The 25,600-nt window shown below is 64.2% G+C and carries 17 protein-coding genes and 1 pseudogene; 10 read left to right on the top strand and 8 right to left on the bottom strand.

The genetic code is table 11. The annotated features are described in order from the left end of the window. Positions 1–33: 33 nt before the first annotated feature. Positions 34–1,950: a molecular chaperone DnaK gene (dnaK, locus tag NKI52_RS06325; protein ID WP_023679851.1), complete on the bottom strand. Its 1,917-nt coding sequence runs from the start codon at positions 1,948–1,950 to the stop codon at positions 34–36. Positions 1,951–2,521: 571 nt separating this feature from the next. Between dnaK and NKI52_RS06320 the strand changes: the two genes are divergently transcribed. The 4 genes from NKI52_RS06320 to NKI52_RS06305 all read left to right on the top strand — a co-directional run bounded on the left by NKI52_RS06320 (position 2,522) and on the right by NKI52_RS06305 (position 10,734). After that, positions 2,522–4,483 carry a hypothetical protein gene (locus NKI52_RS06320; protein ID WP_352697362.1) on the top strand — a complete coding sequence of 654 codons (1,962 nt, stop codon included), beginning with the start codon at positions 2,522–2,524 and terminating at the stop codon, positions 4,481–4,483. A 10-nt stretch (positions 4,484–4,493) separates the two neighbouring features. After that, positions 4,494–8,273, top strand: a complete 3,780-nt coding sequence (locus NKI52_RS06315; RefSeq protein WP_352697361.1) for a DUF7929 domain-containing protein — start codon at positions 4,494–4,496, stop codon at positions 8,271–8,273. A gap of 219 nt (positions 8,274–8,492) precedes the next feature. Beyond that, positions 8,493–9,170, top strand: coding sequence for a ribulose-phosphate 3-epimerase (gene rpe / locus NKI52_RS06310; protein ID WP_352697359.1), 678 nt, complete (start codon positions 8,493–8,495; stop codon positions 9,168–9,170). 40 nt (positions 9,171–9,210) lie between these two features. Further along, on the top strand, positions 9,211–10,734 hold the full coding sequence (locus NKI52_RS06305) for a malonate--CoA ligase (protein ID WP_352697357.1): 1,524 nt from the start codon (positions 9,211–9,213) through the stop codon (positions 10,732–10,734). 2 nt (positions 10,735–10,736) lie between these two features. On the opposite strand, the gene nagA is transcribed toward NKI52_RS06305, so the two are convergent. Genes nagA through NKI52_RS06285 form a run of 4 tightly spaced genes read right to left on the bottom strand, consistent with a single transcriptional unit; the run spans position 10,737 to position 14,591 of the window. Next, positions 10,737–11,906 carry an N-acetylglucosamine-6-phosphate deacetylase gene (gene nagA, locus NKI52_RS06300; RefSeq protein ID WP_352697355.1) on the bottom strand — a complete coding sequence of 390 codons (1,170 nt, stop codon included), beginning with the start codon at positions 11,904–11,906 and terminating at the stop codon, positions 10,737–10,739. Then, complete coding sequence (locus tag NKI52_RS06295) at positions 11,903–12,934, bottom strand: SIS domain-containing protein (protein WP_036239401.1); 1,032 nt, start codon at positions 12,932–12,934, stop codon at positions 11,903–11,905. Before NKI52_RS06295 ends, nagA begins: the two co-directional genes overlap by 4 nt. Next, the gene (locus NKI52_RS06290; protein ID WP_023679844.1) at positions 12,931–13,713 is read right to left on the bottom strand and encodes a GntR family transcriptional regulator; all 783 of its coding nucleotides are present in this window, start codon (positions 13,711–13,713) and stop codon (positions 12,931–12,933) included. The genes NKI52_RS06295 and NKI52_RS06290 overlap by 4 nt, the downstream gene beginning before the upstream one ends. Next, complete coding sequence (locus NKI52_RS06285) at positions 13,710–14,591, bottom strand: glucosamine kinase nucleotide-binding domain-containing protein (protein ID WP_352697354.1); 882 nt, start codon at positions 14,589–14,591, stop codon at positions 13,710–13,712. Before NKI52_RS06285 ends, NKI52_RS06290 begins: the two co-directional genes overlap by 4 nt. A gap of 199 nt (positions 14,592–14,790) precedes the next feature. Here NKI52_RS06285 and NKI52_RS06280 point away from each other — a divergent pair, with 199 nt between their 5' ends. The 6 genes and pseudogenes from NKI52_RS06280 (at position 14,791) to NKI52_RS06255 (ending at position 21,094) form a co-directional block, all read left to right on the top strand. Beyond that, positions 14,791–15,750, top strand: a complete 960-nt coding sequence (locus NKI52_RS06280) for an N-acetylmuramic acid 6-phosphate etherase (RefSeq protein ID WP_352697352.1) — start codon at positions 14,791–14,793, stop codon at positions 15,748–15,750. 2 nt (positions 15,751–15,752) lie between these two features. Beyond that, positions 15,753–17,012 (top strand): ABC transporter substrate-binding protein, encoded by a 1,260-nt coding sequence (locus NKI52_RS06275; RefSeq protein WP_023679841.1) that lies wholly within the window; start codon positions 15,753–15,755, stop codon positions 17,010–17,012. Positions 17,013–17,251: 239 nt separating this feature from the next. Beyond that, positions 17,252–18,175 carry a carbohydrate ABC transporter permease gene (locus NKI52_RS06270; RefSeq protein WP_352575248.1) on the top strand — a complete coding sequence of 308 codons (924 nt, stop codon included), beginning with the start codon at positions 17,252–17,254 and terminating at the stop codon, positions 18,173–18,175. Positions 18,176–18,183: 8 nt separating this feature from the next. Further along, positions 18,184–19,022, top strand: a pseudogene (locus tag NKI52_RS06265) (carbohydrate ABC transporter permease). Then, a complete protein-coding gene (locus tag NKI52_RS06260; protein ID WP_352697350.1) occupies positions 19,019–20,080 on the top strand; it encodes a Gfo/Idh/MocA family protein in 1,062 nt (353 codons plus the stop codon). Before NKI52_RS06265 ends, NKI52_RS06260 begins: the two are co-directional and overlap by 4 nt. Before the next feature lie 15 nt (positions 20,081–20,095). Continuing rightward, a complete protein-coding gene (locus NKI52_RS06255) occupies positions 20,096–21,094 on the top strand; it encodes an ABC transporter ATP-binding protein (RefSeq protein ID WP_352527632.1) in 999 nt (332 codons plus the stop codon). Positions 21,095–21,304: 210 nt separating this feature from the next. Here NKI52_RS06255 and NKI52_RS06250 read toward each other — a convergent pair whose 3' ends face one another. From NKI52_RS06250 to NKI52_RS06240, 3 genes are all read right to left on the bottom strand, one after another. Then, on the bottom strand, positions 21,305–22,150 hold the full coding sequence (locus tag NKI52_RS06250; RefSeq protein ID WP_352697348.1) for a fumarylacetoacetate hydrolase family protein: 846 nt from the start codon (positions 22,148–22,150) through the stop codon (positions 21,305–21,307). 166 nt (positions 22,151–22,316) lie between these two features. After that, positions 22,317–23,048, bottom strand: a complete 732-nt coding sequence (locus tag NKI52_RS06245; RefSeq protein ID WP_023677124.1) for an SDR family oxidoreductase — start codon at positions 23,046–23,048, stop codon at positions 22,317–22,319. Positions 23,049–23,224: 176 nt separating this feature from the next. Further along, positions 23,225–25,597, bottom strand: a complete 2,373-nt coding sequence (locus tag NKI52_RS06240) for an aldehyde dehydrogenase family protein (RefSeq protein ID WP_352697346.1) — start codon at positions 25,595–25,597, stop codon at positions 23,225–23,227. Positions 25,598–25,600 lie beyond the last annotated feature (3 nt).

Below are 25,600 nucleotides of genomic sequence, written 5' to 3'. Positions count from 1 at the left end.
GGGCTTTTTCCCTTACCTGTACCGTCAGGCGGTTCAGGCCGACTTCTTCTTCTCGTCGTCTTCGTCGATTTCCTCGAAGTCGGCATCGACGACGTCACTGTCCTTGGCGGCATCAGCCTTGGCGTCGGCCTCGGCGGCTTCCTTCTGCGAAGCCTCGTACATGGCCTGGCCGAGCTTCATCGAGACTTCGGCGAGCGTCTGCGTCTTGGCCTCGATCTCGGTCACATCGTCGCCTTCGGCAGCGGTCTTCAGCGCCGCGATCGCATCGGCAATCGCCGTGCGGTCGGCCTCGGAAACCTTCTCGCCGTATTCCTTCAGAGATTTCTCCGAGGAATGCACCAGCGCCTCGGCCTGGTTGCGGGCCTCGACCAGCGCGCGCCGCTTCTTGTCGGCTTCGGCATTGGCCTCGGCGTCCTTGACCATCTTCTCGATGTCGGCGTCCGAAAGGCCGCCGGACGCCTGGATGCGGATCTGGTGCTCCTTGCCGGTGCCCTTGTCCTTGGCCGAGACGTTGACGATGCCGTTGGCGTCGATGTCGAAGGTGACCTCGATCTGCGGCACGCCGCGCGGCGCAGGCGGGATGCCGACCAGATCGAACTGGCCGAGCGCCTTGTTGTCGGCGGCCATTTCACGCTCGCCCTGGAAGACGCGGATGGTCACCGCCGACTGCGAATCCTCGGCCGTGGAGAACACCTGGCTCTTCTTTGTCGGAATCGTCGTGTTGCGTTCGATCAGCCGAGTGAACACGCCGCCCAGCGTCTCGATGCCGAGCGACAACGGCGTCACGTCGAGCAGCAGCACGTCCTTGACGTCGCCCTGCAGCACGCCGGCCTGGATAGCGGCGCCCAACGCGACGACTTCATCCGGGTTGACGCCCTTGTGCGGCTCCTTGCCGAAGAACTGCTTCACGATCTCCTGGATCTTGGGCATACGGGTCATGCCGCCGACCAGGACGACTTCGTCGATTTCGCCGGCCTTCAGGCCGGCATCCTTGAGCGCCGCCTTGCAAGGATCGATCGTGCGCTGGACGAGATCCTCGACCAGGCTCTCGAACTTCGCCCGCGTCAGCTTCAGCGTCAGGTGCTTGGGGCCGGTGGCATCGGCGGTGATGAAGGGCAGGTTGATCTCGGTCTGCGTGGTGGACGACAGCTCAATCTTGGCCTTTTCAGCCGCTTCCTTGAGGCGCTGAAGGGCGAGCTTGTCGTTCCGCAGGTCGATGCCCTGTTCCTTCTTGAACTCGGCTGCCAGATATTCGACCAGACGCATGTCGAAATCCTCGCCGCCGAGGAAGGTGTCGCCATTGGTCGACTTCACCTCGAACACGCCGTCGCCGATTTCGAGCACCGAAATATCGAACGTGCCGCCGCCAAGGTCATAGACGGCAATCGTCTTGCCTTCCTTCTTGTCCAGTCCATAGGCAAGCGCGGCCGCCGTCGGCTCGTTGATGATGCGCAGCACTTCGAGGCCGGCGATCTTGCCGGCATCCTTGGTCGCCTGGCGCTGGGCGTCGTTGAAATAGGCCGGAACGGTGATGACCGCCTTCTCGACCTTCTCGCCGAGATAGGCCTCCGCTGTTTCCTTCATCTTCTGCAGGATCATCGCCGAGATCTGGCTAGGCGACTGCTTCTTGCCGCCGGCCTCGACCCAGGCGTCGCCATTGTCGCCCTTGACGATCTTGTAGGGGACAAGCTTCTTGTCCTTCTCCGTCACCGGATCGTCGTAGCGGCGGCCGATCAGGCGCTTGACCGCGAAAATGGTGTTCTCAGGATTGGTAACCGCCTGGCGCTTTGCCGGCTGGCCGACGAGGCGCTCGCCGTCGCTGTTGATGGCGACGATGGAAGGGGTCGTGCGCGCGCCTTCCGCATTCTCGATGACCTTGGATTCCTTGCCGTCCATGATGGCGACACAGGAATTGGTTGTTCCCAGATCGATACCGATTACTTTTGCCATTTCTCTAATCTCTCCGCTAAGCAGGCTCTCAGGACCCGTACAGGCGTTCCGACGAAAGCCCCTGTTCACAAGAAATTCCGCTCCGGCAACCGGCATTCGGCGCTGGACGGCTTGGCGCGTATATAAGAACAGGCTGCGTGGCGCGCAAGCATTCTGCGCAAGGCGTTCACCTTTCATCGCGGTTGATCGGATTCGGGACCGGCAGGCCCGTATTTTCCGGCGGTGATCCAGCCGGCCCGGCCCCCGGCCCATGAACCTTTCCGCCTCGCCCCGCGACTGACGCTCAGGTGCCGCGTGGTGCGGCCCCGGAAAGGAAAGCCCCATGACCACAGATCCAGAGGCTCCATGGTCTCCGGGAACAGCAGGAACTCAGCGCGACCATCGCCTTCGGGACCGGGTCGATGCGCTGGGCTTTTCGCTGGTTCCGTTGACCCTGCGCGGACGCAGGCGTATCGTGACGTTGAGGAAAGCAGACAATTCGATCAGGGATGAACGTGCCGGAACGCCGCGCCTTGCCCTGATTTGCGCGCCGGGACCGGATGCTTCTCCCATGACCTGTGGGGGGAGATCCATGTCTTGCGACCACGGCGCGTTCGTGCGCTCTCGTGCCGGCCGTTTGCGCCGCGCCATCCAGGCTGCCAGCGGATTGTCGATCTTGGCGCTCGCCGCTGGGCTCTGGCTCGGTGGCTCGGCCCAGGCTCAGGAAACCCAGATCATCTATCCCGGCTCAATGGCAGTGACCGGATTCTCCGGCACCATCATTCCCAATTTCGAGGAAGGCCTGCCGCCGGGCGTCGATCCCGTCGACGAAACCTTCATCGACACGGCGCGCGCGACCTTGCGCATCTTCGACGTCTCAAGGCTGGGCGGGCCGGCGTCTGGCCAATTGGTCTTCACCCCGCCACCGTTCGAGGTCACGGCCGGGCAAATCGGCCAGGTGTTCGGCATCACCTACGACGACGGCGTGCGCGACGGCGTTCCATCGGCCATTCCAAACCTCTATGCCGGCGCCACGTCGCTGCACGGCATCCGCATAGTCACGCCAGACGGCGACGCCGACGGCCGGCCGGAGCGGCAGCGCCGCGGCACGGCTGACGCGGTCTTCATGGACGGCCAGTTCGGCACCGAAAACGGCGGCGGCTCCGGAACGATCTGGAAGATCGACGGCATCACCGGCGCCGTCTCGAAATTCGCCGATATCGACGCCAATAGCGGTCCCGGCATCGGCGACGTCACTTTCGACAATATCCACCGCCAGTTCTTCGCCAGCGATCTCGACACCGGCCTCATCCACCGCATCGACGCCAATGGCGCGCTGCTCGACACGTTCGACCACGGCATAGCCGGCCGCCCGGCGCACGGGCTTGCCGCCCTTGCCGACGACGGCTCGGTGATTGACATCCAGGGTGCTGCCTTCGACAGCGAGGACCCCGACAGCTGGGGCTACACGCAGGACGAGCGCCGCGTCTGGTCGGTCGCCTATCGTGGCGGCCGGCTCTATTATTCGGTCGGTGATAAGGCGGAGATCTGGTCGGTGGGCGTTGCCGGCGACGGCAGTTTCGCCGGCGACCCGCGCTGGGAACTGACGGTCAAGGCCGACAAGGATTACGCGGTCACCGACATCGCCTTCGACAACGAGGGCTTCATGTACCTGGCCCAGCGCGGCCCGGTGGAGAACCGCTACGACTACAGCCAGTTCGCCGATTCCGGCAAGGGTGAGGTCATCCGCTACTGGCGCGAAAATCCGGACGATCCGGCGACGGAATCGGCCTGGGTGGAAGTGCCGCAGGAATATGCGGTCGGCTTCCCGCAAGACAACCGACAGTCGGCCGGCGGCCTCGACCTGCAATATGGCTACGATGCCGAAGGCAATCTCGATACCGGCGTCTGCACCGACACGCTGGTCGATACCGGCGACAAGTTGCGCGACAACCCGGAGCTTGCCGAACAACTCGCAGCCGGCGGGCCGCTCGCCGTGCACGGCGTGCAAATCACGCCGACGGCACTGGTCAAGCCGGCCAACATGCCGCCTTTCGGCTCGTGGTTCGTCGACTTCGACAATTATTTCGAAGACCCCGAAGTCGAAGGCCATGTCGGCGACGTCGAGGTCTGGCGCCCCTGCGAAGGCCGTGCCGGCTATTACGAGCAGGTGCCGGGCGGCTATCTGCCACCGTTCTATCCGCCGGACTTTCCGCCCGCCGGCAATCTGCCTCCTTGCCTCGATGTCGAGGATGTCAGGTATCTCTGCACGCCCTCCGGCCTCGAGGCCGATCTCTATCTCCATGACCATGCCGGCTTTGGCGGCGATTCGATCAAGGCTCTGTCCAGGACGCCTGGCGTTGGGGTGACTTCACCTCTGTCGCATGCGCCCGGTGCGCCATACACGATCGGCATCACCGGCCATTACCCTGGCGATACGGTCGATGTCGGGCTCTGCTTCTACAGGCAGTCCGATAGCGACAAGGGTGGCTACTACCCTTGCTGCAAGATGACCTTGCGGCTCAGAACCCCAGCCGTCAGCTGCGAACCGTGAGGAGGGGAAGATGAGCAATCTCGCATTTTTCCCGCCTGCGACAAGCAGCCAAACAACCGGCAAACAATCATTCGTCATGGAGACCATCATGAAACCCCTGTCACTCGCCAGGCGCGGCGCGCGCTGGCTGATGGCGGCCGGTATCGCGGTCGCCATGCTGAGCCCGCTGCAAGGCTTCGCTGAAGACCTTGCTCCGGCCAAGACCAAGCCTGCCGATGCGGTCACTGTCATTCCCGATACCAAGCTCGATTTCGACAATCCTCGTATCGTCAATCCGGAGCCGGGCCGGATCGTGCCCTTCTTCACCAAGAAAGGCACCCAGAGAGGCTGCGACTATGTCGTATATTCGCTGAGCTTTGGCTTGCGCGGCAATCCGCAGGGTTTTGCCAGCCCGGGCCTCGCCGCCATGCTGAAAAAGGTCAGGCTCGATTTCAGGGACCAGCTCCCGCACGGCCTGCGCGTCGTCGGCGTGCATGTGACCGGCGACGGCACCGATGCGTCCGGCGGACCGCTGCCCGGTGCTGCGATCAGCAGTTCGGCTGGCCCGGACGATACCGCGACGGTGTCCGATTTCCGGATTTCCGCCAGCGATCTCGACGGCATCGGCGCTGCGAACGAGCGCGTCATCACGTTCCAGATCACCGCCAAGATCGACCATGCGGCGTTTCCGTCGCCGACGATCGTTCACAACCAGGGCGTGGTCAACGTGAGCCGCGAACGCGGCGCCGGCATCGAAATCCCGTCGCAGGATCCGGGCAAGCCGGACGACGGCAATTATCTCACGGGTGCAAAGACCTCGATCAAGATCGACGTCACCAGGTGCAACCCGCCGCCTCCACCTCCCGGCAAGGAATGCTTCAAGGTGGAGCGCGGCACGGTCGATTGCTTGCCCGGCGGCGGCGCCTTCATCTACCACATGCCGGTCGGCCCAGAGATGGCCGGCAAATGGGTGCAGCTTTCGACGACGACACCCGGCATCACCATCATTCCCGACACGCAATTGGTGCCGGCCGGCGGCGGTGTGCTCAATTGGAAGATCGTCGGCGCTTCACCCGGCGACGTCATCCACATCATCGTCACCGGTATCGAAACCTATGCCGGCCCGAGGGAGGGCTGGGGCCTGTGCTGTACGCACACCATCGATATCGTCATCCCGCGTGATCAGCGCTGCCCACCGAAGGACCAGGAACCGGATCTGAAAGTCGAAAAGCGCGCCGACGTGCAACGTTGCACGATGGGCGGCGGCTGCGACTTCACCATCAGGGTCACCAATGTCGGCGATGCACCCTACCACGGCAAGATCGTGCTCGACGAAGTCACCCTGCCGGCCGGCTCCACCCTCGATTCAGGGCCGAACCCGCCTTGGGTCTGCGCGCCTGGAACCACCCCGATGATTTGCACTCATCCGGTGACCACGCTCAATCCGGGTGCCTCTGTCGACCTCAAGCTCGGCTTCAAGCCGGCCGCAGGCTGGCGAGGCAGCGTCTTGCGCAACTGCGCCACTTACAATTACGGCGCCAGCGGCAAGCCGCTTTTCGGCAGCCAGCAAAACGATCGCGGCTGTGCTTCGATCCCGGTCTGCCGGCGTGGCGATCGTGACCGCGACTGCCGGCCGCCGGTGGAAAAGAAGGTCGACCTGATCCTGAAGAAGCGCGCCCGCACCGAATTCTGTTCGGCCGATGGCGTCTGCACCTTCGTGGTCGACATAATCAACAATGGCAGCGTCCCCTATAATGGGCCGCTGACGGTCGTCGATACCTATCCGGGCGGCGCGCCGGCATCCTCGACCTTCGGCCCGACGCCGCCATGGACATGCGGACCGAACGGCCCCGGCCAGTTCCGCTGCGACAACGCCGGAATCGTGCTGTTGCCTGGCGCCTCGACGCCGATCTTCGTCAGGGCGGTGATGCCGGCCAACTACCGGCCCGACAGTGTCGAGAACTGCGCCGAGGTGAAGGCTATTCCCGGTGAGAACGACATCACCAACAACAGGGCCTGCGCCAAGGAACGCATCCGTCATCCGAATGGCGGCCAGCCGGCCCTGCGCATCACCAAGGTATGCAATGCCTCGCTGGCCGGTGCTGCGGTCGTTTCCTGCCGCATTACCGTCATCAGCCTCGGCACCATTGCCCCGACCGGTCCGGTACGGGTCAACGATGCCGCGACGCTGATAGCCGGCGGAGCGCCGGTCCAGATCCAGACCGTCACCCCAGACGGCGCGGAATGGGCTTGCGGACCGCTTCCGGCCAACACACTGTCCTGCCAGATTCCCGGCGCTGTTATGACGCCTGGAACCAGCCGCCATTTCGACCTGACGGTTGCCGCGAACGGCGAATTCGAGAACTGCGCACGCGGCTCCTACGGCCCGGCTCCGGGAGATGACATCGTCTATCCCATCGGCCAGGCCTGCGCCAAGGGCGGCGGCGCCTCGACCATTCGCGTCGAGAAGACCGGCGACGCCGAGTGCAAGCCCGGCCAGCCCTGCTCGTTCGAGATCACCATCACGAACGATGGGGCGAGCGCCTTCTCCGGCCCGGTTCGCATCGGCGATGCCATCGGCGTCGAAGGCCTCGGCCGGCTGGAGGGCGTTGCGATCACCTCGATCGATCCGCCCTTCGGCTGCTCGCCGGCGCCGGCAATCTTGCCTGCCTCCTGCATTGCCAATTTGACGATCGGCGCCGGGGAAAGCCACGTTCACAACGTGACCGTGGTGCTTCCCGACGACGGTCGCCTGGCAAATCTGCAGGGCACGGTCAATGGTCAGAACTGCGTCGGCGTGCTCTCTCCCGACACGCCGGTGCAAGGCGGTGGCGACGTGTTGTCCCGCGGTGCGGCCAACGTGCAGGGCGATCGCGGCAAGGCCTATGCCTGTCATCCCTTCACCATCAGGAATGAGGTGAAGAAGGAATGCTCGGCAGGCTTCGTCATGAATGACGCCGGCAACTGCGTCTGCCCGCCCGGCACGACCTTCCGCAACGGCCAATGCTCGTCCGGCGGCGGCACGGTCATCGTGCCGAAGCCAAAACCTTGCGTTCTGCTCAAAGGCCAGATCCGTACCGAAGACGGACGCTGCGTCTGCCCGCACGGAACCGAACTGGAGAACGGCGCTTGCGTGGGGAAAGAGCCGAAGCCCGAGCAGTGCACCATCCGTGGCCAGATCCACGACGCTGCTGGCGATTGCGTCTGCCCGCGGGGCACCGAAGTCAGAGGCAATGCCTGCCGGCCAATCCAGCCGAAACCCGAGCAGTGCACCATTCGTGGCCAGATCCACGACGGCGGTGGTGATTGTGTCTGCCCGAAAGGTACGGAAGTCAGAGGCAATGCCTGCCGGCCAATCCAGCCAAAACCCGAGCAGTGCACCATTCGGGGCCAGATCCATAACGCCGCTGGCGATTGCGTCTGCCCGCGGGGTACGGAAGTCAGGGGCAATGTCTGCCGGCCGATCCAGCCGAAGCCGGAGCAGTGCACCATCCGCGGCCAGATCCACGACGCCGAGGGCGATTGTGTCTGCCCGCGGGGTACGGAAGTGCAAGGCAATGCCTGCAGGCGCAAGAAGCCTGTTGTGGTGGAGTGCTCGATACCTGGTCAGATCCACAACAAGCGTGGCGTCTGCGTCTGCCCGCGTGGGACAGAGCTGCGCGACGGCGCCTGCCGCAAACGGCGGCTGGAGTGCGCACCGGGCGCGCGGCCGATTAATGGCCAGTGCCAGCCGATCCGCAAACCGAGCCTGCTGCTGAATCCAGATGTTCTTCAGCAGCTGCCAAGGCGCAAGCCGCAGCTCGAGCAATAGGATCGCGCGCGAACTTCAAACGGTGATCATTCGATCAAGAAAACCCCGCCGGAGCGATCCGGCGGGTTTTTCTTTGGCTGGCAGATGAAAGAGCAGCGAAAACCTGAAGCCGTGGCATCAGCGGAAGGACAAACCGGCTTCCACTTTCCGGACTCGACTCATGGTCTAGGCAGGCGATACAGAGGGGCCGTAAACCGAGGTGTTCGGGAAGACCGCGTCATGAGCAAAAAAACCCTGATCGCGCCATCGGTGCTGGCTTCCGATTTCTCGAAGCTCGGCGACGAGGTCGAGGCGGTGGCGGCCGCCGGCGCCGACTGGATCCATCTCGACGTCATGGACGGGCATTTCGTCCCCAACATCACCTTCGGGCCGCCGGTGATCAAGGCGATCCGCAACCGCACCAAGGCCTTCTTCGACTGCCATCTGATGATCGCCCCCGCCGACCCCTATCTGACCGCCTTCGCCGAGGCCGGGTGCGACGGCATCACGGTGCACGCCGAAGCCGGGCCGCATCTCGACCGCTCGCTGCAGACGATCAAAAACCTTGGCAAGAAGGCCGGTGTGTCGCTCAACCCGGCGACACCGGAGACGATGATCGAATACGTGCTCGACCGGCTCGATCTTATCCTGATCATGACGGTCAATCCGGGCTTCGGCGGCCAGGCCTTCATTCCGGCGATCGTAGACAAGGTGAAGCGGGTGAAGGCGCTTATCGGTGACAGGCCGATCCGGATCGAGATCGACGGCGGCATTTCGCCGGAAACTGCGCCCCTGGTCACCGCCGCCGGCGCCAGCGTGCTGGTCGCCGGTGCGGCCATCTTCAAGGGCGGCAGCGTCGAGGCCTACCGGGCAAATATCGAGGCAATCAGGGCGGCGGCGGACAAGGCGGCCGGCTGACCGCCGCCGTTCGGCCGGAGACAGCCGCTCGGGGGGACTTATGAGCAACCATCTGTTCGATGCTTTCCGTGCCCGGATGCCCACGCCCGGACGCCTTTTGATGGAGGCAGAGGACGGGCGCTCGATCAGCTATGGCGAAATGCTGGCGCGCTCCGCTCAACTGGCACATGTGCTGTCGCAGCTGGGCGTCGAAGCCGGCGACCGCGTCGCCGTTCAGGTCGAGAAGAGCCCGGAGGCCATTTTCCTCTATCTCGCCTGTCTGCGTGCCGGCGCGATCTTCCTGCCGCTCAACACCGCCTATACGCTGACCGAGCTCGACTATTTCTTCAGGGATGCCGAGCCGCGACTGATCGTCTGCGACCCGGCGCGAGCGGGCGAGATCGGCCCCTTGGCGCAGGCCTCGGGCGCTGCGGTCGCGACACTCGGCAGCAAGGGCGAGGGTTCGTTGACCTATCGCGCCTCTGAGGCGGCCGTGGACTTCCACGACGTGGCGCGCGGACCGGACGACCTTGCTGCGATCCTCTACACCTCCGGCACCACCGGCCGTTCGAAAGGCGCCATGCTCAGCCACGAAAACCTCGCCTCCAATGCGCGGGTGCTGGTCGACCTCTGGCGCTTCACTGCCGCAGACGTGCTGATTCACGCGCTGCCGGTTTTCCACACGCATGGCCTTTTCGTCGCCACCAATGTCGTCCTGATGGCCGGCGCCTCGATGCTGTTCGAAACCAAATTCGACCCGGCCCGCATCGTCTCGCTGCTGCCGCGCGCCACCGTGCTGATGGGCGTGCCGACATTCTACGTCCGCCTGCTGCAGCAGGACGGTTTGAACCGGCAAGCGGCGAAAAACATCCGCCTGTTCATTTCCGGCTCGGCGCCGCTTTTGGCCGAGACGCACAGAGCCTGGCGAGAGCGCACCGGCCACGCCATCCTCGAGCGCTACGGCATGACCGAGACCAACATGAACACGTCGAATCCATACGAGGAAGAGCGGCGAGCCGGCACGGTTGGCTTCCCCTTGCCCGGCGTCTCCCTGCGCATCGCCGATCCCGATGTCGGCGAAACACTTGCCCGGGGCGAGGTCGGCATGATCGAGGTCAAGGGCCCGAACGTCTTTTGCGGCTACTGGCGCATGCCGGAAAAGACAAGGGCCGAATTCCGTGACGACGGTTTCTTCATCACCGGCGATCTCGGGCTGATCGATGCCGACGGCTATGTCCACATCGTCGGCCGCGGCAAGGACCTGATCATTTCCGGCGGCTACAATATCTATCCAAAGGAAGTCGAGAGCGAGATCGACGCGCTGCCTGGCGTCGCCGAAAGCGCTGTCATCGGCGTTGCCCATCCGGATTTCGGCGAAGGCGTCACCGCTGTCGTGGTGAGGGCGCCGGGCTCGACCATCAGCGCCGCAGGGATCGTCGAGGCCATCGCCGGGCACCTCGCCAGGTACAAGCATCCGAAATGGGTGATCTTCGTCGACGAACTGCCGCGCAACACGATGGGCAAGGTGCAGAAGAACCTGCTGCGCGAAGCCTACAAGGACCTCTATACGTCCAAAGCCGGCTAACCCTAACGAGCAGGGCTGCCTGCAAAAACCTTGGCACCATCGATCCAGACGCTTTTAATGTCCAGATCGTCCGACAGCGAAACGATGTTGGCCGCGGTACCGTTGGCGAAGCGCCCGAACCGGTGCGACTGGCCGACCGCCTGCGCCGGATAGAGGGAGGCCATGCGCAAGGCTTCGTCGAGGTCGAGGCCGACGACGCGGTGCATGAAGCGCACCGCGGAAATCATATCGAGATCCGCGCCCGCCAGCGTGCCGTCGGCAAGTGTCAGCCTGCCATCCTTGCGGTGGATGGTGCGGCCGTTCAGCGTGAACGAGGTCATGTCGGTGCCGATCGTCGCCATGGCATCGGTAACGAGCAGGATCTTGCCCGGCCCCTGCTTGGCGCGCAAGGCGATGGCCATGGTGGCCGGATCGACATGGATACCGTCGGCGATGATCCCGGCATAGAATGTGCCGGTATCGATTGCGGCGCCCGCTAGCCCTGGCTCGCGATTACCGATCTGGCTCATAGCATTGAACAGATGGGTGACCACCGTTGCGCCGGCCTCGGCAAAGGCGCGAGCCGTGGCATAGCCGGTATCGGAATGGCCGATGCTGACGACAATGCCGGCCTTGCTAAGCGCCGACACCTGGCTGGGCTCGACGGATTCGGGCGCCACCGTCGTCAGCAGCACGGGCAGGTTTTTCCGTGCGGCGATCAGCATCGTCTGGTCGGAGTCTAGCATCGGCCGGATCAAAGCCGGGTCATGTGCGCCCTTGCGGGCGATCGACAGATGCGGCCCTTCGAGGTGCAGGCCCAGGAACCCCGGCACCTTCCTCCGTGCCGCCTCGGCTCCGGCCGCAACCGCCGCGGCGGTGATCTCGGACGTGTCGGTGATCAGCGTCGGCAACAGCGCCGCCGTGCCGAAGGGTGCGTGCGCCCGGCAGATGGTCTCGATCGAGGCGACGTCCGGATGGTCGTTGAGCATGACGCCGCCGCCGCCATTGACCTGCAGATCGACGAAGCCAGGCGCCAGCATGCCGCCGCCGGTCTCGATACGCGCAACATTGGATGGAATGGCGCCGGCGGCAACAATGGCCTCGACGAGGCCGTCGCACACGAGCGCCGCATTGTCGTGCCAGTCGTCGCCATCGAAAATCCGGGCGCCAGTCAGGGCAAAACGGTCGCTCATAGGGTTTCCGTTACTTTGCGCAGATTGGGCGGCGTGTCGGGGTCGAGGCCGCGATGGCGGGCAAAAGCCTCGACGAAACCATAGAACGACACGATCAGCGTCAGCGGGTCGGTCAGCGGATGACCGGTTGCGACATGCGGCAGGCGCTGAGCGCTCTTTGCCTTGTTCGACGTCACAAAGACGGCAGCGCCCTTGCCGGCCAGGCTGTCGGCGGCATCGGCCACCGATGGCTCGGACGCATCGCGAGCAGCCAGAGCCAGCACCGGGAAACCGGGACCGACCAGCGCCAGCGGGCCGTGCATGACCTCGGCGGCACTATAGGCTTCCGCATGCATGGCGCAGGTTTCCTTGAATTTCAGCGCCGCCTCGTTGGCGATCGCCGCCGACGGGCCGCGGCCGAGAATGAACAGCGATTTCGGCGTCTCGAGTGCCCCAGCCAGCGCCATCCAGTCGCAGGCGATCGCCTTGCGAAAATGCTCCGGCAAGCGCGCGAGCGCCACCAGGAGTTTCTCGTCGCCGGTGCAATGCGCCATCAAGGCGAGTCCTGCGACGGCTGAATTGACGAAGGTCTTCGTCGCCGCGACGCTGCGCTCCGGTCCGGCCAGGATGTCGATCGCGTAGTCCGAAGCCCGCGCCAGCGGCGAATCGGCGGTGTTGGTGATGGCGACGGTCAGCGAACCGCCGGTCCTCGCCGCTTGCGCCATTGCAACGATGTCCGGGCTCTTGCCGGACTGCGAGATCGCCAGGCAGGCCGAGCCGCCCAGCTTCAGCTTGGCGCCATAGATCGAGGCGATCGACGGGCCGACCGATGCAACCGCCAGCCCGGCGGTCAACTCCACGGCATATTTCATGAAGGTTGCGGCATGGTCGGACGAGCCGCGCGCCACGGTGACGACGAAATTCGGGTCGCGCTCGCGAATGCCGCGTCCAGCTTCCGTCAGCACCGCGGCCGAGCCATCGAGCAGACGGGCGGTGGCCTCCGGGATCTCCTCGATCTCGCGCCGCATATGGGTTGTTGTCGCGGTCATGGCCGGCCCTCTTCGCCCGGCCCGCTCAGCCGGAGTTCGGCGACAAAATCATAGGCGTCGCCCCTGTAGATGGAGCGGGTAAACTCGATCACCTTGCCGCTCGCCAGATAGGAGATACGCTCGATGTGCAGGCCGGCAATGCCCGGCGGTACTTCCAGCAGATGTGCGTCGCCATCGCCGAGGTTGGTGGCGGAAATGCGCTGCACCGCCCGCACCGGCCTGTTGCCGGTCTTTTCCAACGCGGCGTAGAGCGACGAACCAATCGCCGCCGGATCGGGCAGCACGCTTGTCGATAGCGAGGCGCGCTCGATCGCCAGCGGCGTGTCGTTGGCGATACGAAGGCGCGCCACGCGCGCAACCAATTCGTTCGACGCCAGGCCGAGCACCATCATCTCGTCGGGCGACGGCGGATAGAGGCCGCGGTCGAGCCAAGCCGAACGCACCGCCATGCCGCGCCGCGCCATGTCTTCGGTAAACGAGGTCAGCATCGACAGCGACTGCTCGACGCGCTCCATGCGCGGCGCAACGAAGGTGCCGGAACCATGGCGCTGGACGAGGATGCCGCCTTTGACCAGGTCCTGCACCGCCTTGCGCACGGTGACGCGCGAAATGTCGGCCTTGCTGGCGATGTCGCGCTCGGAAGGCAGCGCATCGCCAGGTCCGATCAGCCCGCGTTTGACCGCATCCTCGATGCTCTTCCTGAGCTGCAGATAGAGCGGCGCGCCACTCTGCGACGATTGTTTCAGCGCCGCGAATATCTGGTCGGCGGCCTCGCTCATCGAGCTGCCTCCGCCGTGTTTGCGAAAATCCGAACCGCCATCTGCACCGCGCCGCCCAGCGCGTCATCGAGCGGCGGTTTCAGCAGCGCCCGGTAGCGGGCCGACAGGCGCGGCGCATAAAGCGGCGCCAGCCCGCCGAGCAGGCAGAGCGGATCGTCGCCGCCGAGGTCGAGCACGCCAAGCGCTGCCTCGACATCGGCGACCGCCTTGTCGAGGATCCAGATAGCGACGGCGTCGCCTTTTTCGGCATGTTCGAACACCTTGGGCGCGAAGCCGCCGAAATCGCCGGGCTTGGCATTGGTGGTGAATTCGACCACATCCTCGGGATTGTTGCGGAAAATGGCGAGCATGGTCTCCGTCAGCGGCGATCCCTGGCGGATGCCGTCATAGGCGAGCAGCGTCTGCTCGAGCAGGTCGCGGCCGATGCGGGCGCCGCTGCCCTGGTCGCCGACCTGGAACCCCCAGCCGCCGATGGCGCGCGACTTGCCTCGTCTGCGCGCCATATAGGCGGTGCCGGTGCCGAGTATGGCCATGGCGCCGTCGCCGGAGCCAACCGCGCCTTCCAGCGCGATCTCGGCGTCGGTCTCGACACGGCTGATGCGAAACGGCAGGATCGCTTCGAGCTGCTGCCGGTAGGTGCCGACATTGGCGCCGGCAAGACCGAGAACGGCCGGAGTTTGCGGGATCTGTGCGGGATCCCTGCCCGCGGCGACAAAGGCCTGCTGCGCTGCGTCGACGATGTTCGTCCTGGCGCCGGTGAGATCGGTTCGGATGTTGGCGGCACCGCCTTTGGCGCGGCCGAGGACGCTGCCGTCGGCCGTTGCAAGGGCCGCCCTGCAGCTGGTGCCGCCGCCATCGATGCCGAGCACGAATTTCACGCGATTTCTCCTCCGGGCGGATAATACCAATAAAATACCAATAGCCAAGGATTAATTTCCGTTTCAAAAAAGTTAAGGCGTAGTTTGTTGGAAAATCAGCCAATTTCGTTCGCAAGCCTGCACCGCCGCAAGGATTTCATTAATGCGTGTGGACAAGTGGTATTTTTTTGGTATGGTTTTCTCGATTGGAGGAAAGCGGATGGCCGAAACGCGCACCGAAGCGCTTCACCAGAATGCCGAGGGACTGGATATCCAGGCCCCGCAAGCCATCCTTTCCTCGTTGGCCAACGCACAGATCGAGGCCGCCAAGGCCGTGCACGGCGCCATTCCTGCCATTGCCGCGGCAGCCGAAATCATCGCAAGCAGACTGAAAAGCGGCGGCAAGCTCGCCTATGCGGCTGCCGGCAGTTCGGGCCTGATGGCACTGGCCGATGCGCTTGAGCTGCCGGGCACTTTCGGCATCCAACGCGACCGCATCGCCATCCTGATCGCCGGCGGCGACGAGGCCTTCAAGACACTGGCCGGCGGGCCGGAGGACGACACCGAGGAAGCTTCGGCAGCAGTTGCCGCCGCCCGCATCGGCAAGGGCGACTGCCTGATCGCCGTCTCGGCCAGCGGCTCGACACCTTATGCAGTCAGGGCGATCGAGGACGCCAGGCGCCGCGGTGCGGCGACCATTGCCATCGCCAACAACAGGGATGCGCCGCTGTTGCGGCTGGCCGACATCGCCATCCTGCTCGAAACGCCGCCGGAGCTGATTGCCGGCTCAACGCGCATGGGCGCAGGCACCGCCCAGAAGATCGCGCTCAACATGCTGTCGACGCTCGCCGCCATCCATCTCGGCCATGTCCATGACGGCTACATGGTCAACCTCATGGCCGACAACATCAAGCTGCGCGACCGCGCCGCACGCATCGTTGCCGCCGTCAGCGGGCGCGACAAGGACGAGGCGGCGCGCCTGCTCGAAAGGAGCGGCGGCGTCGTCAAGACCGCTATTCTGCTCGCCGCCGGCGCCGCCAGCGCCGATGCAGCCGAGAAGATATTGGAAGGGACCGGCCACAAGCTGCGGCCGGCCCTTTCCGCGATCGAGGGGAGCAAGGGGCGCAATGCCTCTGTTCTCATCAAAACCGAACCTGAAAAAGGTCAACAGGGAGACTGAGCATGACAACGAAGCTACTGACGGCACTTCTTCTCGGCACCAGCATTCTCGGCTCCGCCGGGGTGGCTTATGCCGACGACGTAACGCTCAACATCGAAAGCTGGCGCGGCGACGACCTTGCCATCTGGAAGGACAAGCTGATCCCGGCCTTCGAAGCCAAGAACCCGGGCATCAAGGTGGTGTTCGCGCCGTCGGCGCCAACCGAATATGACGCCGCCCTCGGCGCCAAGCTCGCCGCCGGCTCGGCGGGCGACCTGATCACCTGCCGCCCGTTCGACAAGTCGCTGGAACTCTTCAAGAAGGGCAACCTCGCCGATCTGTCGGCGCTGCCGGGCATGGAGAACTTCTCCCCGGTGGCCAAGTCGGCCTGGCAGACCGACGACGGCAAGGCGACATTCTGCGTGCCGATGGCCTCGGTCATCCATGGCTTCATCTACAACAAGGACGCCTTCGACAAGCTCGGCATCAAGGTGCCGGAGACGCGCGACGAATTCTTCGCCGCGCTCGACAAGATCAAGGCCGACGGCACCTACATCCCGATGGCGATGGGCACCAAGGACCTCTGGGAAGCCGCGACCATGGGCTACCAGAACATCGGCCCGAACTACTGGAAGGGCGAGGAAGGCCGCGCCGCACTGATCAAGGGCGAGCAGAAGCTGACCGACCCTCAGTGGGTCGCACCTTATGCCGAGCTTGCCAAGTGGAAGCCCTATCTTGGCGACGGTTTCGAGGCGCAGACCTATCCGGACAGCCAGAACCTGTTCACGCTCGGCCGCGCCGCCATCTACCCGGCCGGCTCGTGGGAGATCGGCCTGTTCAACACGCAGGCGCAGTTCAAGATGGGCGCCTTCCCGCCGCCGGTGCAGAAGGCCGGCGACACCTGTTACATCTCCGACCACACCGACATCGGCATGGGCCTCAATGCGGCGTCCAAGAACGCCGACGCGGCCAAGACCTTCCTGTCCTGGGTCGCCTCGCCGGACTTCGCTACCATCTACGCCAACGCGCTGCCGGGCTTCTTCAGCCTGAACAACACACCGGTGAAGATGGAAGACCCGCTGGCGCAGGAATTCGTCTCCTGGCGCGACAAGTGCAAGTCGACGATCCGCTCGACTTACCAGATCCTGGGCCGCGGTACGCCGAATCTCGAAAACGAGACATGGGTTGAATCGGCCAACGTCATCAACGGCACCGACACGCCGGAAGCTGCCGCCAAGAAGCTGCAGGACGGCCTCGACAGCTGGTACAAGCCGGCGAAGTAAGAGTGCGGCGAAGTGTTGTCTCCCCCCTCGAGGGGGGAGATGTCGCCGAAGCGACAGAGGGGGTCGGTCGAGGCAGGCTGCGGCTTGATCGCTGCTGGAAAGCACGGTCGAACGACGATGGCGCGCTGCCTCTGCCGACTCCACCCGCCTCGCTTTGCGAGGCACACTCCCCTCGAGGGGAGGGAGGCGCCGCGCCCTTTGACGGCAATTGCAAGAACCTGATCGGCGGGATCGAACTCATGGCCGCAACACCGAAAAGACCGTTCCGCTGGCACATCGGCGTCTTTCTGGCGCCGGCAGTGCTGGTCTATACGGCGATCATGATCCTGCCGCTGGCCGGCACGCTGCAGCTCTCCTTGTTCCGCAACATAGACCAGTCCCAAGTCTTCGTGGGACTGGCAAACTTCCGCACGCTGTTCGGCGATCCTAACTGGTCGGTGGGCTTCTGGAATGCTCTCCGGAACAATGTCTGGTTCTTCATCATCCACATGCTGGTGCAGAATCCGATCGGCGTCCTTTTGGCGGCGCTGCTGTCGAGCCCGCGGCTGAGATTCTCCGCCTTCTACCGAACGGCGATCTTCGTGCCGACGATCCTGTCCTTCGTCATTGTCGGCTTCGCCTGGAAGCTGATCCTGTCGCCGCTGTGGGGCGTGGCGCCGCATCTGCTCGATCTGGTCGGCCTCAAGAGCCTGTTCACGCCCTGGTTGGGCAAGGAGCAGTACGCGCTGACCACACTCAGCCTGATCTCGGTCTGGCAGTTCGTCGGCATCCCGATGATGCTGATCTATGCTGCGCTGCTGTCCATCCCCGAAGAGGTGATCGAGGCGGCTGAATGCGACGGCATCACCGGCATGTCGCAGTTCTGGAAGATCAAGCTGCCGCTGATCCTGCCGTCGATAGGCATCATCTCGATCCTGACCTTCGTCGGTAATTTCAACGCGTTCGACCTGATCTACACCGCGCAAGGGGCGCTCGCCGGACCGAACTATTCAACCGATATCCTCGGCACCTTCCTCTACCGCGCCTTCTTCGGCTTCCAGTTGCAGATCGGTGATCCCAACATGGGCGCGGCAATCGCCACGATGATGTTCCTGATCATCCTGGGCGGCGTCTGCGTCTACCTGTTCCTCGTGCAGACGCGCCTGCGTCGCTACCAGTTCTGAGGCGTGACATGAGCACGGCAACCCGCTCGCTGCCCCGCACCATTGGCGCCCACGCGATCCTGTTGACCTACACCGCCATCGCGTTGTTTCCGGTCATCCTCGTCATCATGAATTCGTTCAAATCGCGCGCCGCCATCTTCGGTGCGCCGCTGGCGCCGCCGACGCCAAAAACCTTCGATCTAATCGGCTACACGACGGTGATCGGCCAGGGCGATTTCATCCACTATTTCCAGAACAGCCTTGTCGTCACCGTCGCCTCGCTGTTCTTCGTGCTTTTGTTCGGCGCCATGGCGGCTTTCTCGCTGTCGGAATACCGCTTCCGCGGCAATTCGCTGATGGGGCTCTATCTGGCGCTCGGCATCATGATCCCGATCCGCCTTGCCACCGTCGCCATCTGCAATTGATGGTGGCGAGCGGGCTAGTCAACACGCTGACGGCGCTGATCCTGGTCTATACCGCGCAAGGCCTGCCGCTTGCCGTCTTCATCCTGTCGGAATTCATGAAGCAGGTCTCGGACGATCTGAAGAATGCGGGCAGGATCGACGGCCTGTCCGAATACACCATCTTTTTCCGGCTGGTGCTGCCGCTGGTGCGCCCATCGATGGCGACCGTCGCCGTCTTCACCATGATCCCGATCTGGAACGATCTGTGGTTCCCGCTGATCCTGGCGCCGTCGGAGGAGACCAAGACGGTGACGCTCGGCGCCCAGCTGTTTCTCGGCCAGTTCGTCACCAACTGGAACGCCATCCTGGCGGCGCTGTCGCTGGCAATCATGCCGGTACTGATCCTCTACGTCATCTTCTCACGGCAGCTGATCCGCGGCATCACCTCGGGAGCAGTCAAGTGAGTTCGCAACAACCTCTTCGCGTTGTCATCGCCGGCCTCGGCAACATGGGGCGCAGCCATGCGCTGGCGTATCACACCAATCCGGGATTCCAGATCGCCGCGCTGGTCAACCGCTCCGATGTGCCGCTGCGGGAAGGGCTTTCGACCTACGCCATCCGGCGTTCCTTCGACGAGGCGCTACGCGACGAAAAGCCCGACGTCGCCTGCATCGCCACCTATTCCGACAGCCATGCTGACTATGCCGTCAAGGCGTTCGAGGCCGGCTGCCACGTCTTCCTCGAAAAGCCGCTGGCAACCACCGTCGCGGATGCAGAGCGCGTCGTCGCCGCCGCCAAGGCCAACGGCAAAAAACTGGTGATCGGCTATATCCTGCGCCACCATCCGTCCTGGATCAGGCTGATTGCCGAGGCGCGGAAGCTCGGCGGCCCTTACGTGTTCCGCATGAATCTCAACCAGCAATCCTCCGGACATACCTGGGAGACGCACAAGCAGCTGATGCAGATGACGTCGCCGATCGTCGACTGCGGCGTGCATTATCTCGACGTGATGCTGCAGATCACCGACGCCAGACCAGTCGAGGTGCGCGGCATGGGGCTACGGCTGAGCGACGAGATCGCGCCGTCGATGTACAATTACGGTCATCTGCAGGTGCTGTTCGACGACGGTTCGGTCGGCTGGTACGAGGCCGGCTGGGGGCCGATGATTTCGGAGACGGCTTTTTTCGTGAAAGACGTGATCTCGCCCAATGGCTGCGTGTCGATCGTCATGAAGGAGGGTGTCAGGTCCGACGACATCGGCACCCACACCAAGACCTCGACCATCCGCCTGCACAGTGCGGCGACCGGAGCCGACGGCAAGTTCGCCAAACCGGACGAGATGCTGTCGATGCAAGGCGAGCCCGGCCATCAGGACCTCTGCGACCTGGAACAGGCGTTTGTGCTGAAGGCGGTCCGCGAGGATCTGGACTTGACCCGTCACATGGACGACGCGGTGAAGTCGCTCGCCGTCTGCCTTGCCGCAGACGAGAGCGTGCGCAGCGGCCTCGCCGTGAAACTCTAGAACAGGGACGACGCCGTGGGCTCGCTGAACATCGAGAATGTAAAAAAGGCCTTTGGACCGGTCGAGGTGCTGAAGGGCATCAACCTCGAGGTGACGGATGGCGAGTTCGTCGTCTTCGTCGGTCCATCCGGCTGCGGAAAGTCGACGCTGCTCAGGGTCATTGCCGGGCTGGAGGACTCGACCTCAGGCCGCGTGGTCATCGACGGGGCGGACGTTTCGGCCACCCCGCCGGCCAAGCGCGGCATCGCCATGGTGTTCCAGACCTATGCGCTCTACCCGCATCTGACGGTGAAGAACAATATGGGCCTCGGCCTCAAGCAGGCGGGCACGCCGGCGGCCGAGATCGACCGCCGCATCGGCATCGCCTCGTCGATGCTGTCGCTGGAGCCCTACCTCTCGAGGCGGCCGGCCGAGCTCTCCGGCGGCCAGCGCCAGCGCGTCGCCATCGGCCGCGCCGTGGTGCGTGAGCCCAAGCTTTTTCTGTTCGACGAGCCCCTCTCGAACCTCGACGCCGCACTGCGCGTCAACACCAGGCTGGAGATCGCGCAATTGCATCGCCGGCTGAAGGCCACGATGATCTATGTCACCCACGACCAGGTCGAGGCGATGACGCTGGCCGACAAGATCGTCGTGCTGAACGCGGGAAAGATCGAGCAGATCGGCGGACCGATGGAGCTATACAATTCGCCGGCAAATGAATTCGTCGCCGGCTTCATCGGCTCACCGAAGATGAATTTCGTCGACGGCGCCAGGCTTGGCGAGACGGCCAAGACCATCGGCGTCCGTCCCGAACATCTGACCGTCGATCCCAAATCCGGCGCCTGGAAAGGCACGGTCGTCCATGCCGAGCACCTTGGCGCCGACACCAACCTCTATCTCGACTGCGAGAAGGCCGGGTTGATCACAGTGCGCATCTTCGGCGTCTATAACGCTGAGCCGGGTGCCACGCTCTATGCGACGCCGGATCCGGCAAAGACATACCGGTTTGGAGCCGATGGGAAGGTGCTGAAGTAGCGCAGGCGCCGACTCCCCTTCTCCCCTTGTGGGAGAAGGTGGCCGAGCGAAGCTCGGTCGGATGAGGGGTGTTGGACGGATCGCTACGCTGAAGGCGTAAGCGACGGAAATCCTTCGATGTTTTCTCGTCGCGTTTCTTCCAGCACCCCTCATCCGTCTCGGCGCTGCGCGCCGATCCACCTTCTCCCACAAGGGGAGAAGGAAGAGCGCCTACAAATCCGCCTTGAACGTCTGCTTCTGGATGCCCAGCCCCTCGATACCGAGCTCGACCACGTCGCCGGGCTTCAGGAAGACCGGCGGCTTCATGCCGAGGCCGACACCGGGCGGCGTGCCGGTCGAGATGATGTCGCCGGGGTGCAGCGACATGAACTGACTGAGATAGGAGACGAGATAAGCGACGCCGAAGACCATGGTCTTGGTCGAGCCGTTCTGCATCGTCTTGCCGTTGACCGTCAGCCACATCGGGATGTTCTGCGGGTCCTTGACCTCGTCCTTGGTCACCAGCCACGGGCCGATCGGCCCGAACGTGTCGCAGGATTTGCCCTTGGTCCACTGGCCCTGGCGCTCGGCCTGGAAGGCGCGCTCGGAGACGTCATGCGCGACGCAGTAGCCGGCGACATAATCCGGCGCCTCGGCCTCGGTGACATATTTAGCGGTCTTGCCGATGACCACGCCGAGCTCGACTTCCCAATCGGTCTTGACCGAGCCGCGCGGGATCAGCACGTCGTCGTTCGGCCCGACAATGGCCGAGCTTGCCTTCATGAAGATGATCGGCTCCGGCGGAACGGTGGCGCCGGTTTCGGCGGCGTGGTCGGAATAGTTGAGACCGATGCAGATGAATTTGCCGGTGCCGGCGACGCAGGCGCCGATCCGCGGCTTGCCGGAAACCGCCGGCAGCGTCTTCGGGTCGAGCTTCGACAATGTCTCGAGCGATGCCGGGTCAAGTGCCTTGCCGGCAATGTCGGTGACACGGGCGGAGAGGTCGCGGATCGTTCCATCGGCATCGAGCAGGCCGGGGCGTTCGCTCCCCGCCTCGCCATAGCGCAGCAGTTTCATGCAGTTTTCTCCCAGTTGCGACCAGAGGCCGTTTGCAAACTCGCTCCGCTGCGGCGAATGGCGTGGGTTTCGAGAACCGGAGCGGAGCGTACTTAAAGTACGTGAGCACCGGAAGCGCAGAAAGCCGCGTCAGGCGCCCGGCGGAGTAGGGTTTTCAAATGGCCTCTTAGATCGACCAGCCACCGTCGATATTATAAGCCTGCCCCGACGTATAGGTGGCGCCGGCCAGATAGACGGCGAGATCGGCGATTTCCTCGGGCGTGCCGAGGCGGCCCATCGGCTGGCGGGCGATGAAGGCGGCGCGAGCTGCTTCGTAGTCGCCCTGCGCATGCATGCGGTCCTGCAGCGACGGGCTTTCGACCGTGCCCGGACAGATCGCATTGCAGCGTATGCCCTTGCCGACATAGTCGGCGGCGACCGATTTGGTCAGGCCGATGACGGCTGCCTTGGTCAGCCCGTAAACGAAGCGGTTCGGCACGCCCTTGGTCGAACTGGCCAGCGACGCCATGTTGATGATCGAGCCGTCGCCGCGCTCCAGCATGCCGGGCAGCACGGCGCGGATGGTGCGGATCATCGAGCGGACATTGAGATCATAGGCAAAGTCGAGATCGCCGTCCTTCATCTCGAGGATCGAGCCGGAATGGACGAAGCCGGCGCAATTGAACAGCACGTCGACGGCGCCGATCTCGGCAAAAGCGGCGTTCACCGCCTCGTCGTTCAGCACGTCGAGCTTGCGGGTCTTGATACCGGGCGTCTTGCCGAGGTCGGCGAGCACCACCTCGTTAATGTCGGTGGCATGGACGACGGCGCCGACCTTGGCGAACGCCAGCGCGCTCGCCCGGCCGATGCCTTGCGCCGCCGCCGTGACGACAACGATTTTGCCTGTCAGATCCGCCATGCTTTTCTCCTCGCCCGTCTGTGGTCGTCCGGCTTTTACCGGCGCAAGGCCGGGGCGCAATGTGCCAGCCGGGCACTACCATCCCGCCTGTTTCGATATTCGCCTGCCAGCCAAATGTTTTTTCTCGGTAAAGAACATCTTTTGGCCCGTCAAGCCCGGACGTCTCTCCGGGGCACTCAGTCGCCGTAGGGCACCCAGACGTTCTTGACCTCGATCGCACGGCGCAGCAAGGCATCGCCGGCTGCTTCGTTCGACGCCCAGTCGAGGCTGTGGCCGTTGCCGGTCCAGACGCGTTTGAGATTGCCGATGGACTCGGCCTCGGCCTTGGCGCAAGTCTCGGCATCGGCGAACACCCAGAGCCCGTCGACATCGTCATGCTTGGCCAGCACGCCGGCAAGCTCGGCGCTACGGCCGGTGACGATATTGATGGCGCCTGCCGGAACGTCGGAATATTCGATGACCTGGTAGAGGTCGGTGGCAAGCAGCGGGTATTTTTCGGACGGCACGGCGACCACGGTGTTGCCCATGGCGAGCGCCGGCGCCACCAGCGATATCAAGCCAAGCAAAGGTGCGTTGTCCGACGCGACGATACCGACGACCCCGACCGGTTCGTGCAGTGCCAGCGTGATGGCGCGGGCCGGCGGCTGGTGGACGCGGCCCTCGATTTTGTCGGCCAAGCCGGCATAGAGGAACAGGCGCTCGATCGACAGCTCGACCTCGTCACGCGCCGCCTTGGCGGTCGCGCCGGTGAGCTGGGTCAAACGGGCGGCAAACTCGTCGGCGCGGCCGGACAGATTTTCGCCCAGGTAGTAGAGCACTTGGCTGCGGTTGTAGGCGGTCGCCTCCGGCCAGGCCTTGCAGGCGCGCGCGGCCGCGACAGCGTCACGGATATCCTTGCGGTTGCCGAGACCGACCTCGCCGGCAAGCTTGCCCTTGGCGGTGGCGATGGCGATGGAATAATTGCCGTCCGGCCGGACCTGCTTGCCGCCGATGAACAGCTTTGCCGTGCGGTCGATGGCGGCACCTTCCGCCTGCTCGACAGGTTGAGCCGAAGACGTTGCCGGCTTGATGAACGGGCCGAGCGGCAGTTTTGCCGAGAGATATTCGAACATGCCCTCGCGCCCGCCTTCGCGGCCAAAGCCGCTCTCGCGGTAACCGCCGAAGCCGCAGGCGGCGTCGAACATATTGGTGCCGTTGACCCAGACGACGCCCGCCTTCAATTGGGGCGCGACGTGCAGGGCAAGATTGATGTTCTCGCTCCACACCGAAGCGGCCAGGCCATAGCGTGTGTTGTTGGCGAGCTCGACCGCTTCCTCGGTGTTGCGGAAGGTCATAGTGGCGAGCACCGGCCCGAACACCTCTTCCTGTGCCAAGATGTTAGCCGGCGAAACACCGGTCGCCAGCGTTGGCAGATGGTAATAGCCCGAGGAGGGCAGCGCCGAGTCCGGCTGCCAGCAGATTGCGCCCTGCTTGGCGCCCTCGGCGATCAGGCCCTTGACGCGATCGAGCTGGGTCAAATCGACCAGCGGGCCGATATCGGTGTTCTTGTCGAGCGGGCTGCCGACGCGCAGCCGGCTCATCCGCGTCTTGACCTTGGCGATGAAGGCATCGGCGATGCCCTCCTGCACCAGAAGCCGCGAACCGGCACAGCACACCTGGCCCTGGTTGAACCAGATGCCGTCGACCAGTCCCTCGACGGCGCTGTCGAGATCGGCATCCTCAAAGACCACAAAGGCCGACTTGCCGCCAAGCTCCAGCGACAGTTTCTTGCCCGAACCGGCGGTGGCTTTGCGGATGATCTTGCCGACCTCGGACGAACCGGTGAAGGCAATCTTCTGGATCCCGGGATGATTGACGATTGCCCCACCCGCCTCCGGCCCGCCCTGGACGATGTTGACGACGCCCTTCGGCACGCCGGCGCGTCCACAGATCTCGGCAAACAGGATCGCGGTGAGCGGCGTGAATTCCGCGGGTTTGAGCACCACGGTGCAGCCCGCAGCGAGCGCCGGCGCGATCTTCCAGGCGAGCATCAAGAGCGGGAAGTTCCACGGGATGATCTGGCCGACGACGCCGACCCCCTTATGGCCTGGAAAATCCCTGTCCAGCGCCTGCGCCCAGCCGGCATGATGGATGAAATGGCGGATGGCCAGCGGCACGTCGATGTCGCGGCTTTCGCGGATCGGCTTGCCGTTGTCGATCGATTCCAATACCGCGAACAGCCGTTGGTGGCGCTGCATGGCGCGGCCGATGGCGTAGAGCACTTTGGCGCGTTGATAACCGGTGCTGGCGCTCCATTTCGGCAGCGCTTTTGTAGCGGCCGAAACCGCCGCGTCGATATCGGCGGCACCGGCATCCGACACCTTGGCCAGCAGCTTTCTCGAGGACGGATCGCTGGTGTCGAAGGTTTTGCCTCCGCTGGCTGCCTTCCAGTCGCCGCCGATAAACAGCGCTTTGCCGAAATCCCGCGCGGCAAGCCACGCATCGGCCTCGTTGCGCGCCTCCGGCGCCGGGCCGTATTCCATGGCGTGATAGCGTTCGAGAATGTTCATGGC

It is taken from the genome of Mesorhizobium sp. M0590 (genome assembly GCF_040320905.1).
Lineage (GTDB): Bacteria > Pseudomonadota > Alphaproteobacteria > Rhizobiales > Rhizobiaceae > Mesorhizobium.
This window is presented reverse-complemented; position numbering and strand designations above follow the sequence as displayed.

Coding starts and splice junctions, on each gene's coding strand:
- dnaK (WP_023679851.1), bottom strand. CDS start 1,950: ATGGCAAAAGTAATCGGTATCGATCTGGGAACAACCAATTCCTGTGTC.
- NKI52_RS06320 (WP_352697362.1), top strand. CDS start 2,522: ATGTCTTGCGACCACGGCGCGTTCGTGCGCTCTCGTGCCGGCCGTTTG.
- NKI52_RS06315 (WP_352697361.1), top strand. CDS start 4,494: ATGAGCAATCTCGCATTTTTCCCGCCTGCGACAAGCAGCCAAACAACC.
- rpe (WP_352697359.1), top strand. CDS start 8,493: ATGAGCAAAAAAACCCTGATCGCGCCATCGGTGCTGGCTTCCGATTTC.
- NKI52_RS06305 (WP_352697357.1), top strand. CDS start 9,211: ATGAGCAACCATCTGTTCGATGCTTTCCGTGCCCGGATGCCCACGCCC.
- nagA (WP_352697355.1), bottom strand. CDS start 11,906: ATGAGCGACCGTTTTGCCCTGACTGGCGCCCGGATTTTCGATGGCGAC.
- NKI52_RS06295 (WP_036239401.1), bottom strand. CDS start 12,934: ATGACCGCGACAACAACCCATATGCGGCGCGAGATCGAGGAGATCCCG.
- NKI52_RS06290 (WP_023679844.1), bottom strand. CDS start 13,713: ATGAGCGAGGCCGCCGACCAGATATTCGCGGCGCTGAAACAATCGTCG.
- NKI52_RS06280 (WP_352697352.1), top strand. CDS start 14,791: ATGGCCGAAACGCGCACCGAAGCGCTTCACCAGAATGCCGAGGGACTG.
- NKI52_RS06275 (WP_023679841.1), top strand. CDS start 15,753: ATGACAACGAAGCTACTGACGGCACTTCTTCTCGGCACCAGCATTCTC.
- NKI52_RS06270 (WP_352575248.1), top strand. CDS start 17,252: ATGGCCGCAACACCGAAAAGACCGTTCCGCTGGCACATCGGCGTCTTT.
- NKI52_RS06250 (WP_352697348.1), bottom strand. CDS start 22,150: ATGAAACTGCTGCGCTATGGCGAGGCGGGGAGCGAACGCCCCGGCCTG.
- NKI52_RS06245 (WP_023677124.1), bottom strand. CDS start 23,048: ATGGCGGATCTGACAGGCAAAATCGTTGTCGTCACGGCGGCGGCGCAA.
- NKI52_RS06240 (WP_352697346.1), bottom strand. CDS start 25,597: ATGAACATTCTCGAACGCTATCACGCCATGGAATACGGCCCGGCGCCG.